This window comes from Paenibacillus sp. N22P23 (genome assembly GCF_059383735.1).
On the sequence record NZ_JBXENT010000005.1, the window covers coordinates 253,176 to 269,460 of the forward strand.

At 47.1% G+C, this 16,285-nt stretch carries 12 protein-coding genes; all 12 read right to left on the bottom strand.

Going from position 1 to position 16,285, the window contains the following annotated elements:
- Window positions 1–2: 2 nt before the first annotated feature.
- Window positions 3–659, bottom strand: a complete 657-nt coding sequence (locus AC506A_RS21335) for a GntR family transcriptional regulator (protein WP_495463026.1) — start codon at window positions 657–659, stop codon at window positions 3–5.
- Window positions 660–900: 241 nt separating this feature from the next.
- Window positions 901–1,785 carry a sugar phosphate isomerase/epimerase family protein gene (locus tag AC506A_RS21340; RefSeq protein WP_495463124.1) on the bottom strand — a complete coding sequence of 295 codons (885 nt, stop codon included), beginning with the start codon at window positions 1,783–1,785 and terminating at the stop codon, window positions 901–903.
- 153 nt (window positions 1,786–1,938) lie between these two features.
- Entirely contained in the window at window positions 1,939–2,385 is a 447-nt protein-coding gene (gene msrB / locus AC506A_RS21345; RefSeq protein WP_495463027.1) for a peptide-methionine (R)-S-oxide reductase MsrB, read from the bottom strand.
- Window positions 2,386–2,402: 17 nt separating this feature from the next.
- Entirely contained in the window at window positions 2,403–2,867 is a 465-nt protein-coding gene (msrA, locus tag AC506A_RS21350; RefSeq protein WP_495463028.1) for a peptide-methionine (S)-S-oxide reductase MsrA, read from the bottom strand.
- Between the two features lie 337 nt (window positions 2,868–3,204).
- On the bottom strand, window positions 3,205–4,443 hold the full coding sequence (locus AC506A_RS21355; protein ID WP_495463029.1) for an alpha-L-fucosidase: 1,239 nt from the start codon (window positions 4,441–4,443) through the stop codon (window positions 3,205–3,207).
- A 23-nt stretch (window positions 4,444–4,466) separates the two neighbouring features.
- Window positions 4,467–7,028, bottom strand: a complete 2,562-nt coding sequence (locus AC506A_RS21360) for a hypothetical protein (protein ID WP_495463125.1) — start codon at window positions 7,026–7,028, stop codon at window positions 4,467–4,469.
- 9 nt (window positions 7,029–7,037) lie between these two features.
- A complete protein-coding gene (locus AC506A_RS21365; protein WP_495463030.1) occupies window positions 7,038–9,152 on the bottom strand; it encodes an alpha-N-acetylglucosaminidase in 2,115 nt (704 codons plus the stop codon).
- Window positions 9,153–9,254: 102 nt separating this feature from the next.
- Window positions 9,255–10,901 carry a type 2 periplasmic-binding domain-containing protein gene (locus AC506A_RS21370; RefSeq protein WP_495463031.1) on the bottom strand — a complete coding sequence of 549 codons (1,647 nt, stop codon included), beginning with the start codon at window positions 10,899–10,901 and terminating at the stop codon, window positions 9,255–9,257.
- A gap of 59 nt (window positions 10,902–10,960) precedes the next feature.
- Window positions 10,961–11,857, bottom strand: coding sequence for a carbohydrate ABC transporter permease (locus tag AC506A_RS21375; RefSeq protein ID WP_495463032.1), 897 nt, complete (start codon window positions 11,855–11,857; stop codon window positions 10,961–10,963).
- Complete coding sequence (locus AC506A_RS21380) at window positions 11,851–12,813, bottom strand: ABC transporter permease (protein ID WP_495463033.1); 963 nt, start codon at window positions 12,811–12,813, stop codon at window positions 11,851–11,853. Before AC506A_RS21380 ends, AC506A_RS21375 begins: the two co-directional genes overlap by 7 nt.
- Window positions 12,814–12,984: 171 nt before the next feature.
- Window positions 12,985–14,712, bottom strand: a complete 1,728-nt coding sequence (locus tag AC506A_RS21385) for a sensor histidine kinase (protein WP_495463034.1) — start codon at window positions 14,710–14,712, stop codon at window positions 12,985–12,987.
- Window positions 14,709–16,256, bottom strand: a complete 1,548-nt coding sequence (locus tag AC506A_RS21390) for a response regulator transcription factor (protein WP_495463035.1) — start codon at window positions 16,254–16,256, stop codon at window positions 14,709–14,711. The genes AC506A_RS21385 and AC506A_RS21390 overlap by 4 nt, the downstream gene beginning before the upstream one ends.
- Window positions 16,257–16,285 lie beyond the last annotated feature (29 nt).

The following is a 16,285-nucleotide window of genomic DNA, read 5'->3' on the forward strand; positions in this document are numbered from 1 at the left end:
TGCTAATCAAGATCAATCATTTTATAGGCGTGCATGTGCTCGATAAAAGCCGACGCTGCCGCATCCGGATCTCCCGAGCGTAAGGCATCGATAAGCAGAAGATGCCACTCGGCCAATACCTCGGTTGTATAGTGCCGATTGGAAATCGCCATAAACCGCATCACTTTGGTGCGCATATGATTCCACAGCTCCAAAACGGCCTGATTATCGCAGCGTTTATAAAAGAATGCATGGAAATCCATGTCCAGCTCCAATATGCGCATCATCTCTTGTTGTCGATTGGCAATGTCCATTTCGCCAATAATGTGATGCAGATAATCAAAGTCCTCTTCCGTTAACAGCGGCATGGATTGCCGGACAGCGAAACCTTCGATGATTTCACGCAGCACGTAAATATCCTTTATTTCCTTCGCAGTGATCGTGGATACGACAGAGCCTTTGTTCGGAACGCCGATGATAAGGCCTTCCTGCTTCAACCTTTCGAGCGCTTCCCGTACCGGCGCTTGACTGACCTGATATTTACCCGCGATCTCCGTGACGATTATGCGGGAGCCCGGCTGAAGAACACCTTCGAGAATAGCCTTCTTCAAGTCTGCATAAACATGTTCGCTTATCGAGTTGACCGGGTAATCCACATGAGGGCTGCGTATAGCGTTCACTGCTCCTTTTAACATTATCGATTATCGATTATCGATAATGTTGTGTATAGCTCTATTATAGAGCTCTTCAGCCGAAGCAACAATCGCTAGTTTTGTAACATTTTGTAACTTGTATTGAGTAAAGAGTCGTAGAGCCAACGGCTCATAATAAGCTTTTTGCACTTTACTTCCATGCAAATAGAGGTCGCTTTGCATCCCTCAGGGATGCAAAGCGGCCGGAACCTAGCTGTCTATTTGCCGCTTAGATGGGGTTGGGAACGTAGGCTCCTCCTCGGCACTGTTTTAAGTAATTCAATCCATGGACTTGTCCTGTCATTTCAAGCTCGTCCCTATAAACGGGATCATGCCAGCCCTCGATATCAATTGTTCCTTGATAGTTCGCTTGCATGAGAATGGTAATAATATCCGACCAATTCGTATCGCCGAAACCCGGTGTTCGATCCCAAACAAAACGCTTGGGCCCACGAATACCGTACTCCTTTATGATATCCCAGGCGATGGTAGCGTCTTTGCCATGAACATGAAACACTTTGTCCACCCATTTACGCAGCTGCGGAATCGGGTCGATCAACGAATCCATTTGATGACTGGGCTCCCATTGTAAGCCGATGTTATCCGATGGAATGGCATGAAACATCATCTCCCAAGCAGTCGGATTATGTGCGATGTTCCAGTCCCCGGAAGCCCATGTGCCTCCCATAGCGCAATTCTCAAACGCAATCCGAACATTATTACTGGCAGCTCTGCGGGACAGCTCACCAAATACTTTGGCGTATGCGGGAATCGAAGCCTCAATGGATTGTCCCGTCAGTCTCCCTGTAAAGCCGGCAACGATATCCGTTCCGAATAAATGTGCGTGATCAATCAACCGTTCCCAACTGGCTAGTGTATCCGCATTGTCGCCTTCTCCAGTCAGCGGATTACCGTATACACCTAAAGAAGAGATAACGAAGTTATGCTTTGCTGCCAATTCATTGACTTGTTTTGCTGTTTCTTTCAGATCTATGCCATTTGTTGATTGCCCAAATGTGAAGCTGTAGGATTCGAAGCCATATTGCGCGATTTGTGGAATCACCTGCACTGCGTTTCCGCCGCCGACTACCGTGCCGATTCGAATTTGCTTCATTGCCACTTTGACTACCACCTTTATTGATGAGTTATATAATGACTATACGCCCATTGTAACACTAGATTTGCAGGGCACTAACTCATTTCCGCATCACATCACAAAAGAAACAGCAGCCAACTTACGACTGCCGTTCCTTTACCTATCAGCTCACTATTCAAATAATGCGTTATAAGCGCCGTAGCCTCTTTTCTCAAGATCCGCTTTCGGAATAAATTCCATGGCGGCAGAGTTCATGCAGAAACGCAGTCCCGTAGATGGAGGACCATCGTTGAACACATGGCCAAGGAAGGAATCCGCATTCTTGCTTCTGGCTGCGGTTCCGAAAAAACCATCGCGTTTAAGCACAACGCTGTCCGAATCCACGGGCTTTGTAAAACTAGGCCAACCTGTCTGCGCGTCGTATTTGTCCTTTGAGCTAAACAGCGGCTCGCCTGAAACAATGTCTACGTAGATCCCTTCATCTTGGTTATCCCAGTATTCGTTGTGAAAAGGTCGCTCGTCCGCGCCATTTTGAGTGACGTTATATTGAAGTTCAGTCAGCGATTTCAGCTTTTCTTGTTTGTTGAAACTTCCAATGGAACCTTGTTTTGTGGACATGTTCAATTCCCTCCCCTTCAGGATTTAATTGCGCAAGAAGCTAAACCATTTTTCCCGTAATAGTTCTGATGTTCTTCCTCCGCTTTATAAAACGTTGTTGCAGCAGCAATCTTTGTTGCAATCGGTCGATCTAAACGTCTGGCCGTGTCCTCTTGGGATGCTTCAGCCAACTCTTTCTGTTCATGGCTGGTGTAATAAATAGCAGATTCCCTAGGATTAAAGTTGAGCCAGAAAGTCTTAAGCAACTCGTTAAACGTAATCGCGTCCGGATTGTAATGAACCTCGACGGCTTCGAGATGATCCGTTGTATTAGAAACAACTTGTCGATACGTCGGATATTTCATTAATCCCCCCGTATAACCGGCATACACAGTCGAAACACCATCAAGCTTTCGAAAAGCCGCCTCGGTGTGCCAGAAGCAACCCCCTGCAAAAATTGCGGTTTCTAAGCGCTCCTTCGAATTATCATGTTGTTGTGTCATTATATATAATCTCCTTTTAATGTAGGATATTTGAGTTTGGTTGTGGTTGTATGTTCAATTGGTGAACTTCATTAGAAAACACGACTTGTGCTTACTAGTCCATGCGATTCCCTCCCCCATTAATGAAACCACTTAAAATTAGTTAGAAGGTTACAAAATGTAATATACCATGATCCAAAAAGGATGGCAAGTAACTATTTAAATTATTTTTGGTAGTTACGCATCAAGAACGCCAAAAAGCCGCCATAACAGTTGGCGGCTTTACACACATACTTTATTGAATATTGTCACAACCTAATATGGACTTTACCTGAATAATGACGAAACGTTCTGCCCATCAAGAAATAATCGCTACCCGCACAACAAAATTATCTCCGTATTGATAGCCAGTCGCATGGAAACATAATAGACCAGACGCCGCATCATGCGTGAAAGACAATTCTTCATCGTTATCGAGCCATCGAACACTGGATACATTACCCGTTACGTTCGTGAACACTCTAGGTCCAGTTCCACCCACAGTGGTTGTCACATTCGCATGGCCGTCAATCGTTATATCATGAACAAACAGATAGGTGGTTCCATCTTCCGTTTCCAGCGCAAAGTTATGCCCTTGTCCTTTAATGGTGCTCGGCTTTCCTTCGTAGATGAGATTGCCATACATGTGTATCCAATCTCCGATAACCTCGAGCGTAGCTTCCTGCAGCTTCGATATTCTTCCGCCGGCCAGAGGACCCACATTGAGCAAATAGTTCGCTCCAACCTTGCGGCAGGCAAGCAGATTGGCGATTAGCTCGCCCGTTGATTTATTAGAGAAATCTTGGCGTCCAAAGCCCCAATGACCATTAATGGTTTGGCACATCTCGGCGGAGACGTACTTGCTCATGCCTTCGCGATTCATCGGCTCAGGCCGCCCCTGCTCAAACGTAACGCTGTCCACCTCCGGATGCCCAAGCTCACCGCGAAGATCCAAACCGGTGTTGTTGATAATCATCGCTTCGGGCTGTAATCGGCGGATCGTCCCATATAATTCATCGAGCTTCCAATCCGCGTTCGGCTTGCTCCAATTGCCGTCAAACCAGAAGCCGCCAATCTGTCCGTAATGCGTACACAGTACTTCTACAGAAGATCGCAGATATTCCAGGTAGCTATCGAAATCGTCGTTAAAGCTCGGCTGGTACCAATCCAAAGTGGTATGGTAGAAGAACGGAGTAATGCCCTCTTCCCTGCACCCCTGAACAAATTCGGCAATCAAATCCCGTTTAGCCGCGCTGTGAGGTGCATCATAATCCGATAATCCGCGCGTGTCGTACAACGAGAATCCGTCATGATGTCTTGTAGTCAAGACGATATAATTCATGCCTGCCCGCTTGGCTGTCTTCGCTATGTGCCGGGCATCGAAATCCTCGGCGGTAAACGTATCTTTTAACACCGCGTACTCTTCCATCGGGATTTTCCTCAAATGCTGCACCCACTCCCCTTGTCCCAGCTGGGAATAGAGCCCCCAGTGAATAAACATACCGAAAGCCTGCTTCTCGAACTTCGCCACTCGCGGTGACGGAATCGGCATTGCCATAATAGGATACATCTCCTCTTGTTCTATTCAATACTAAGAATGAGCAGCTTTCCTTTTCCCGGCTCCACTTGCAAATCGGTTAGTGTAGCTCTATCATCTATCTCCTGAAGCTGTGGAATAGCTGGTATGGTCAACTTCACACGATTTCGATCCCAACCTAGCTGGTCCCACGAAACATCAAGAGAAATCTTCACCGATTCCTTCGCCCAGCTCGCAACTGCAATAAGCAATCGATCTTCTTTACGGTACACGGTCGCCAGTACTTCATCAGATCCAGTGCGAACGGGGTTCTCCGTATGCCAATATCCAAGCATGCTGGCTTGCTCCATGCCAAATTCATCCCATAACTGCCAGAGGAACTCAGGCGTACGGCCATGCCATCCAAGGCGATTGGTCATTCCATAGACCATCCCTCTCCACGGATTACCGCCGCCTTCCAGCATATCCCCCATTAGCCCGAATGGAATACCGCTAATCTCGATTAGCCAGTAATCTGCGCTTTCTTTGTCATATTCGAAAGCCTCGCCAATCCACAGACTATCTAAATACGGCAGCAGCTCCATGTACATGTTCAAATTGTTGCAGAAGCCAGCCAAGTCATTCATATGATTCCAGGTGTGAAAATCAATGGTCGCGTTCGACTTAGCACGATCTAGAAGTTTGCGAGCTCTTCTTATCGTTGTGCGATCGTAGGCAACGTCATCAATATAAATACCGTCTATTCCGACCTGATCGATCAACCACTGCAAGCCTTCAAGATAATAGTTGACCATTCGCGAGGTTCCGTCAGTAATAATCGCTGCGTCTATTTCACCGACATACTTGGGCGTTATAAGCGTCTGCTTCCAAGCAGGAATGACATCATCACCAAGATGCTGTCGAACCCATGCTGCTGCATCGCCTTGCCAAAGAATACTTTCGGCTGAACCGTTCGGGGCTGGAAATAGTTCTTCACCCAAGCTGCGGAGTGCCTCCATCTCCTTCATACGATCCGTCATCTCACGCACCGTATAATACACATTTACGCGAATATCCTTCTCGTGGGCATCGCTAATAAACGTTGTCAGCTCTTCCGTCTCAAAGAACGGATAATTGATGTAAGGGTGCAGATCTGTCCCGTGGTGGATGTTAATGACGTTCGCACCGCTGGCAATAGCTTCCTCTTGCATGGTTGAGATAACTGCTGTTTCCGGTGGTCTGTGGTAGAAGCGGCGGTTCCAATGCTCTTGGATGGCAATCGATTTAAGCGGTGTAATCAAGAGATCGAAGTCAAAATATAACTCTTGCCCTGCTTCTACGACGCGCTCCCCTGAGTAAGCATTCAAGATTACGGCCTCTCCCGCACTATGAACCCTTGCTCCTCCTTTCCCCTCATTCCCCCAGCTCACGGGAATTTGCAGTGGACGATGACGATAGTAAATATTGACGAACGGCTTCACGTAATCCCGGTCTTTCAACAAGCAGCGGAGTCCTGCGTTCACATCGCCGATCCATATGGAATCCTGGTTCAGCGCCGCATCCCATTTCCATTCTATTAGTTCCGGCCTAGTTCCTCCTTTACTCCCCATACCCATTGAATAACGGGCGACATCAGCCGGAAAATGCACTTCAAGTCGGATATCATCGACAGCTCCGGCTGTTTTCGCTTTCATCGTAATGCGATACTGCACCATACCGTCGAATTCGAGTGCTCCCGCCACATGCATATTGAATCGCTCGTTCTCGCTATTAGCCTGCCATTCTATGCGGCTATCCGTATCGCTCACAAACTTGCAGCCGCGGCCCTCCCACACAAGCTCATGGCCATCAGCAGAGACAGCAAGCTTTATCGGAGATGTAAGTACCTCCCGCCCGGACTCCAAAACTTCAGTTACAGAAGGGGAGAAATAACTTACGATCGACTCCGGCATACCTTGATTGTTTAAGGTTAGTTTCCTTCCTAACAAGGAAACGGTTTGCCCTTCTACACTTACAGGAACAAACGGAGCTGCTACCTCGTCATCCAATGCGGTTCGAGAATTCAAGTGGCGAAGACGTGAAAGCCTCCACAGCTCTGCGTCTCCACCATTCTCAAGCGGCAGCCCTGATACATGAAGAGAGACCTGAAGCCGCTTCACATCAGATCCGGCGCTAATCGCCCATTCGCCGGTATAAATGCCAGCATCTGTATCAACGGGAATCATCACGCCGACCCACAGGGATTGAACCGCGCCTTCGGCCACAGATACCTTCCTATGAAAGGGTCGTCCTACGTAATCGGTTCCTTCCGATAGAAAGCAAGTCATGGCCTCTTCCCTTATCGGAGCAATGGCATCCTGCCGATCTGAAACCAAATCATTGAAACGGATCTCTACATCGTCCAATCGTGCTCCTATCGCAGCCACAACCAACTGCAGGGGGAAAAACTCACCCGGACGTGCCTCTGCAATAAAGGGTTCTTGCGCAGAAGCGGAGCTGCTTCCCCAAAGCTCCGGAACATCCTCCCAAGTCAGAATGGGATGCTCCCGCGATGCAGCGAACAGCACAAATTCCGAATCCGGGTACGTTTCCATCAACTTTTGCAGCTTATTATTACTGGCGGTCATAGTCAATTCTCACACCTCCGAGTTAACACGTGCTTGAATTACCATCTCTTTATACTTCGTAATCATCATCCGCGATACCTCAACAGGGCTTCCTGACGGCTTGCACGCAAATTCGTTACCGGTTCGATTCATCCACTCCATCTCCCACTGGCGAATCTCTTGATCGAATTTCGCCTCATCGAAGCTCTCTGGCTGATGCAAGGCCTCTTCCAAGCTTGCGGCAAATCGCTTCCAGCGCTCCAAGTAAAATCCGGACAACATACCAGACCATTGCTTATGTGCGTAATCGTCGAACTTCACTTCAGGCCACCAGGTTGAAATCTGCGCCCGCGCGTTGAACTCGTAAAGCGCCTTATCCTTGTCTGTATAGCCCCAAGCGGCAGCTTGAGCAAGCCAAGGACCGGTTAAGAAATATCGGTTCGTCCCTACCAGCTTATCAAGATCCGTAATCAGCTCCTGCATGTTTGCCCCTTGTTCATAGAACGCACTGCGATCTCCTGCCTTAAAGGCTTCGATCCATCGCATGTAGATGTGGTGTGACTGATGCGACATCACTTCACGCCCTACGTTAATCAGGTCATATTGGTAGTTCTCAGATGAACCAAGTTCATCCCCACAAGTGATAAGAAGCTCCCATGCCGCAAACAAGATGTCCATCTTGTAGAACGGAACAATCGAACCGTTGCATACGCGATCAAGCTCAAGCTTTGGACGCGCGCACAGCAGCGCTTCAGGATTCGCGTTCTCCGAATAAACCGATTGCCGAAGAAGCTTCCAGGCTTCCACGGCTGCATCTGATTGCGCGCCGTATCTGCGCCGGACATACTGCGCAGTCCACTCATCCATATCCGGCGCTTCTGTACGCCACACCATTTCGCTGACAAGATCATAGAAGACCGGGTTCTCTTCGATCGCTTCAGGCGCAAATCCGATCCCGCACATTTGCCCCTTATCCAGCGACCGCTGTGCCTCCGCGATGCTTCCGGGCATGCCATTCAAATCCCCATGCATGCCGTTGCGTCCGCCGAAATTATGCAGCATGCACCAAATCCATGGCTTGCCGTAGAAGGCATCGGTTTTCTTCCATCTCGGATGTTTCTCCGCATATAAATCCAGCAGAATGACACGCTGATCCGGCAGTGCGTTTACGATCGGTTCCGACATCGACCAGCTCTGCATCACCCAGACCCCATCCGCATCATTAGCGGTCATTGTATCGCAAACCTTCATCGCTGCTTGTGCCATATAAGCCGGCGACGAATCCGGCGAGCTTCCTTCATGAAACAAATCCATGGCATAGAGATGGTTCGTCCCATAAAGCTTCTCCTGCTCTTCATAGAACACCTGTGCAATTTGCGCGAATACAGGATCGCTTGGATCCAAGAAATGAATGCCCGGCATGCCAAACCAAGCTTCCAGCTGCGTGATGTTCGCCTCCGGATAGAGACTTCGCAGAGCTGCTGGGACATGGCCATAGAATCCGGCCAGAACCGGCGTCATCCCGAGCTCGCGCTGGCGCTTAAGGATTTGCAGCTGCAGCTTCTGCTGACCTTCGATCCAGCTCTGCGGAAGCGGTCCCGCCATACCATCTACGTTCCCCATGTAATGCCATGCCAAGTAAGCAGGACCCGGCAGATACGCCAGCATTTGCTCGGTTGATAAGCCAAGTCTTCGACCTACATTCATCCAAACAGCTTCTTGGCCTGTCATCGCAAGCGGCATATTGATACCGTGAAGCGCCATCCAATCGATTTCCCGCTCCCAACGCTCCCAATTCCACCATGTCATGCTGTAGTTGAAGGTACAGAAATTCAAGTGATACCGGTAGGCATACGGCGTTGTTTTTCTAATCAGCGATTCTACTTGCGGGAGCACCTCAGGCAGCTCTAATTGATCGCCGGACCAAGAGACATGGCAATGACAGGTATATTTTAAATACCAGTGGAGCGCGGAGCCGATGCTCGTTCCGCTGGAACCCCGGAGTCTGACTTTCCCGTTTATGCTTTCGATTTCAAATACATCTGTCCCGTTCTCTTGCGCAATCTCTTCGATTTCAAACTGATCGGCGTGCGCCTTCAATAGTCTGACAACTACTCCTTGAACCGCATGAATGAAAGATGACATGGTATCCTCCTTAGTGTCCTATCCAATAGGCAGTAATGAAAATGCGGATAATGATGGCTTACTCAGCACATGACTATCCGCATCGACATCGTAATCAATCTATTATTTCATTTCGTCAAACTTCTGCTGTGCTTCTTCCATGACCTGTTTACCGCCTGCGTTGTTCCACTCCTCAACGAATTTATCGAATTCGTCAATTGGACGTTTCCCGGTAATGAAGTCAATAAAGTTCTGGATCGTTAGTTGTTGCAAGGGCTCTACGAACTCATTGTATACAGGCTTTTGCAGCGGCTGCAGAATGTCGTATTTACCCTTTCCTTTGCTCTCCACTTCTTGGCGAATCGGCATTAGCGCCTTCTTCGTCATGAATGGGGCTTGCATATCATAGTCGTTAAACGATCTTGGAATTGAATAATAAGGACCTACGCCAAACTTAATTTGTTCGTCTTCTTTGTCGTAAGGAGCAAGAAATTCATAAGATCCATCGGCCGTAACTTGGAACGTCTTGCCTTTCTCGCCGTAATTCGTTTTCTCCCACGTATCCAGGTTGGAAATCGTATCATCGAACACCTGCAAGTATTTGATTAGCTTCGGTTGATCTTTCTCCAATTGCTTCCCGAATTGAATGCCGGGTGCGTTGAACGGATTATCTTGCGTCATGCCATAGGTGCCATCCGGTCCTTTAGGACCTCCGATGATGGACCAATTCGCATCCGGATTCGTTTCGCGAATTTTCTCATAGTAGAGACCTTCGTAGAACGCATCCTTCGGAATGAACGCCCACCATGCGTTCTCTACCGCCCCGACCTTCTGGGAAACGACTTTATCGTCTACGTTGCTGGACTTATTGACGATAAACTCGGGATCGATCAATTCTTGTTTATACCACTTATTCAATACAGTAAGGGCATCCTTCGCTTTCGGACTTACCTCACCGCGGACAACTTGGCCGTTTTCCTCCACGAATGCACCCGGATATACGCCAAACGCCCCGAATACCGAGGAGAACATGGAACTGACTGTTTCAGCAGTGCCGGTAATTCCATACGTATCCTTCTTGCCGTTGCCGTCCGGATCATCGTTACGGAACTTCGTCAATGCGGCTTCCATTTCATCGATCGTCTCCGGAGTCTTCGTAATCCCGACTTTATTCAGCCAATCCTCACGGAATCCAAGCACCTTGTATGTAGAGCCAAGCGTCCACATATCCTGCATGGAATAAATCTTTCCGTTGCGGCGGACATAGCGAAACGGATCGCCTTCGCCGGCATTCTTCTTCAGCCAGGCTACGTAGTGCGGTGCATAATCATTAAGCAGCTCTTCAGGAATTTCCGCACCAACGCCCTGATCGACGAATTTGTCGTAATCTTCCCACCAGTTCATTTTCCACCAATCCGGTACTTCGCCGGAAGCGAGCATGAGCTGCAGCTTTTCTTTGTACGCCTCGCCCGTTGTCGTATAGAAATCGGCATCGATGTTGAATTTCTCGCGAAGCGTATTCATTGCAAATCCATTAAGGTTGTTCTTATCCGCATAGAAGGACCAGAACATCAATTTCATCTTCTCATCGGATGGTGTCGTCGAAGCATTATTTGAAGCATTGTTTGTGGTATTCGTTGCCGATGTGTTCGTTTCTTCATTCGAGCCCGAAGATGTATTGTTGGCATTACTGCCGCAGCCTGCCAGCATCGAAACGGAGAATGCTGCACAGAAAACAGCTGTCATGATACGTTTTTGTTTCTTGTTCATATTTAGACCGCCCTTTCATGATTTTGTCATCTATAGGAAGGCTTGAGGGGGATCCGCCCTTAGCCTTTTATAGCACCGATCATAATCCCTTTCGCAAAATACTTCTGAACAAACGGATACACAATCAACATCGGAATGATGGAGAACATAATCATCGTCGCTTGCAGCTGGCGACCGGTAAACGAGGTCTTGTTCTGCATTTTGAGCAATAGCGCATTGAGGTCTGTGACATTATTCTCCACGATTATTCGCCTGAGAATAACCTGCAGCACCTGCTTGTTCGGATCAGAGATGTAGATCATGCCGTCGAACCACGCATTCCAGTGTGCAACGCCTACCCACAGTGCAACCGTTGCAAGCACCGGCGTAGATAATGGGAGAATAATTGTGCTAAAGATGCGGAAATGGCCTGCACCGTCAACCTTCGCCGATTCCTCCAGGCTCTCCGGAATGGAGCGAAAGAAGTTTCTCATGATCAGAACGTTGAAGGCACTTACCGTGCCCGGCAGAATCAGCGCCCACATGGTGTCATAGAGACCCAGCTTCTTAATGAGCAAATAATTCGGGATCAAACCGCCGCCAAACAGCATGGTGAACAAAATGATTAACGTAAAGAGCTGATTGTAGGGCAGTCCCTTCTTCGATAAGGGATAGGCGGTAAGCGATGTGACCGTGATACTAATGATGACAGCGCTGACTGTCCGGATAATGGTATTCCCGTAGCCGATCCATAGCATCTTGTATTCTAGAGCCAGCTTGTAGCTCTCGAATGTGAATTTGGAAGGGATTAATAGAAAGCCGGTAGAATACGCCGCCGAACCCGCTTCAAACGATAGAACAACTTGGCTCCAGAATGGGTATATCGTAACGAGCATAAGGATCACCATGATCACGTACAAAGCGACATTGAACACTTGATCGCCGAAGGACTCCCGCTTATTAGTTCGTTTTACCATAACGTGTGCTCCTTGCCCCCAATCATCTTCACGATCCAGTTCACGCTCACGATGAGGATGAGCGCCACTACGGATTTGAACAGCCCGACTGCCGTAGAGTAGCTGTAGTTCATATCAATTAATCCTTTGCGATAGACGAACGTATCAATGATGTCTGCGACGCCGTATACTTTCGCGTTGTACATGTTGAAGATTTGGTCAAAGCCTGCATCCAGAATACCCGCCATCGATAGGATGAGAAGAATCGAGATGACCGGGATCAGCATAGGGATCGTGATATAGATCATTCTCTTCAATCTGCCCGCTCCGTCCATGATGGCAGCTTCATAGAGCTGCGGGTCGATACCCGAGATGGCCGCGAAGTAAATGATAGAGCCCCATCCAAACCCTTGAAATATAGAGGTGATAACTAGAATCGTACGGAAGTAGGAGACGTCTGCCATGAAGAGCACGGGGTCCATGCCCAGCAGCTTCATAATTACATTGACCGGGCCGTCCAGGGAGAAAATCATGATGAATATCCCCGACAATACGACCCAAGAGATAAAATGCGGCAAGTACGAGATCGTTTGTACGATTTTCTTGAATCTTGCACTTCGAATCTCATTGACTAGTAAGGCGAACACGATCGGCACCGGGAACCCGAACACCAATTTATAAACGCTAATGATCAATGTATTTTTGAGAACCTTGTAGAAGTTCGAGTCCGAAAATGCTTTGTCAAAGTGTTTAAACCCGACCCATGGGCTGTTCAGAATTCCTTCGAGCATTTTAAAATCTTTAAAGGCCAGAATCACACCATACATAGGTAAGTAATGAAAGACTAAGAAATACAGCATCCCTGGAATCATCATAATCAATAAACCGCCGTATCCTCTAAACCTGCTCGCTCGTTTTGTTTTCTTCACAGTTTCGATGGTTTCCGGCCTCGTTATCGCTGCTATGGTATCGTTCACTACCTGCCTCCTCTCCGCTCTCATGAAGCGCTTTCAATTCGATGTACTAACTATAACATCTGCCTGGAAAGCGGTAATTTTCAAATATCTTTGAAATGCTTCACTTTTTTTGGAGACTTTACTTTCTGAAATAAAAAAGCCTGCTCTCCATAGAGAACAGGCTGCTTGAAGCTAAGCTAACAATTTGGGTTCCTCGCTTCGATACATAGGAATCGTAACCTTCATCGTTGTACCTTGTCCTTCCGCGCTCTCGATCGACAATCCATATTCTGCTCCGAAGAACATCTTTAAGCGGTCATTCACATTTCGAAGCCCATAGCCGCCGGACTGAATGGAAAGCACCTGCTCCCTCTTCTCCTCCGTCATCCCCTGGCCATTATCGGTTACCGTCAATTCAATAACCCCATTCCCCAGTCTTGCACCAACTTGCAGCAGCCCCCCATCGGTCGATTTCCTCTTGTTCAGGCCGTGCATAATGGCATTCTCCGCGAGCGGCTGCAAGATCAAATTAATCATCTCGAAGGCATGCACCTCTTCATCAATGTCGTATTGAACATCGAACCGATAGTTGTACATCACCTGTAGGATTTCTATGTACGACTTTATATTGGTGATTTCGTCGCGAATGGAGATGAGCTTATCGCCCTTATTCAGTGCTGTTCGATAGAACGTAGAGAGCGTCGTCACCATATGGCTGATCTCGTGCGATTTGCTTCGAATCGCCTTCCAATTGATAAACGAGAGCGTGTTATATAAGAAATGCGGATTCATCTGGTACTGCAGCGCCTTTAATTCTGCTTCCTTCTGAATCAGCTTATTATTATAAGCCTCCTGAATGAGCTCCCGGATTTGGCGCAGCATAAGGCCAAACCGATTCGTCAGCTCTCCGATTTCATCGCCGTAGTTATTCTTCACCGCGACCTCTAAATCTCCCATCTCAACACGTTTCATCAATCCGTTCAGGATCAGAATTCGCTTAATCATCGTATTCGAGAAAATATAGATAATAAACAAGAGCAGGATTAAACAAATAAAAATAACAATTAGCGTCGCGTTAAGAATAGAGTTTGCTTTCTTCGTCACGGCCTCCACCGGTACGAATACATGCAGAACCCACTCCATTTGCGGGATTTTCTTCTTGATCATGATCATCTTCATGCCGTCGATTTCCACGATTTCCTCGGATTGTTTGAGAATCGACGCGGTACTTATTTCCTTATCCGAGATGGAATGATAGTCGTAGAATAATACATTTTCCTCGGAGTCCGTAATTAATACGCCAAAGTCGTTCGTTAAATCCTTCAAATTGTCTTGCAGATCCTGGCTGGCCACCTTCATGTACACGACACTGTCCTGATTATGATTGGCGAATTGGTTGAATCTGGAGACGACGTACAGGTTCTTATTTTCCATCTGCCATAGGGGCTTCGACTGCTGCATGACCTTCGGATACCAAGCCTTATCTTTGACCCTCTCAATCGAGCTGATATAGTTGCCATACTCCGGAATCTTGTTTCCCGAATAGATCGTAATTTGTTCAATCTCTTTATTCAGCGCCATGATCATATTGATATACGGGTTGAAGTAGTTGATTAAATCCGACCGAAGATTGGACAATTCATAATACTTGTTCTCCAGAATCTTCTGAATGACATTGTTGAACATGATATGGTTGACCATCATATTGTAGCGATCAAACTTATAATTGATACTGTCTGCGATCGTGCTTACGTTCTTGTTGATGCTTTCCATTGACTGATCATTGAGCAGCGACCGGCTTTGATGATAGGAATAGAACCCTAATATCGAAATTGGGATTAAAATCACGATCAGGTACGACATAAACAGCTTCTGCTTAAACCTCAATTTATTGAATGAGCGGTAAATATACTTGCTCATGAGCCTAACCTCTCTCTAAATTGGGATGGCGTCACGCCATAATAGTTTTTGAACAACGTGCAGAAATAAGGGAAGTTCGGGTATCCTACTTGCTGGCTAATTTCAATCATCTTCCGATTCGTATCCTTAATAAGGTCACTCGCCACCTCGAGACGATGCTCGGTCACGAACTTGATGATGCTGACCCCTTTATGTTTTTTAAATAGATGACTAAGGTAACTAGGGTTCAGAAACACGCGTTCCGCTAAATCTTCGAGCGCAATATCGGTGTGGTACTCTTGCTCGATAATGCCTACTACATTCTCGATGACTTTCCGAACATTGTCTACAGGAGGGACATGCTGCAGCTCTTGTTGATCGATAACGGAGCTTACGATTGCTTTCAATTGATTTAGTTGCGGCGTTCGATAAATTTGCTCCAGCTTCTCTTGGAACTCGGCAATGGATTTCTTCGTACCGAGATCATAAATCTTCTTCATAATCTCCGAACAAATGTATTTTACGTAGACGGCTGAGAAGTGTCCGCCTGACTGCATCGCCTCAAAAAATTGTTCGAATTTCATCCGAAGCGCTGTAAACTCCTGACGACCGATATGACCAATCATATCTTCGAGCATCTGGTCCGAGAACTCAATAATGTTATCCCGTTCAATCGAAGCATGACTTGTAAATTGAATGCTGCCCGGCGCCAGAAAAAACTTATTTTCCAATATGGATTCCATCTGGTTATATTCGCTGCGGAGCTGTTCGAAGCCATCCACCGCTCCGCTAAATATGATAAAGACATCCTGCTTAAACCGAGCTTTAATATGGTTTCTGATTTGCTGTCCGATCTCAAGAAGATGATCCTTCGATACATCTGCGGCCTTGATGGCCGAAATAAAAACTAAGCATTGAAATTCATTCAGCTGCACGACATCATAAGCTGGCGACAGGAACTCTTCTAGGCTTTTCTCAAAATCTTCAGTCTCAGGCAAGTCAAAGATTCGAGTATTCGAGTCTAACAGAATCATACGCAGCTGATTGCTTCCATCCAGCTTAATGAGCGACAAGTCTCCACTTTCGGCAGAGCTCGACCTAAGCAAATTTGAAATTAATCGTTGTCTTTCATAACGCATTCCATTGGACTGAACCTCCAGAATACGTTCTTGATGCTCCAACTGCCTGCGTTCTTCCTCACAGAGCTGCATAACCTTAGAGATCTCTTTTAGAAATCCGCTGATCTGCACCGGTTTTAGAATGTACTTATTCGCTTTAAGATCAATTGCTTTCTGAGCATACTCGAATTCCCCATAGGCGCTTAGAAAGATCACTTTTATCGGCAGGTTCAACTCCCGGACTTTCTCCGCCAGCTGCAGCCCATCCATTTCATGCATCCTTATATCGGTAAGCAAGATGTCCACTGGATGCTCTACTATGAACGCTAAAGCCTGCTCCCCGCTCTCCGCTTCGTACACTTCCAGATTCAGGCCATATTCTTCAATAAGAAATTTAACGCCATCTCTTTCAAATTGATCATCATCTACAATTAACATCCGAAGCATATGGTTGACCGCCTTTGCTTGAAGGTGAG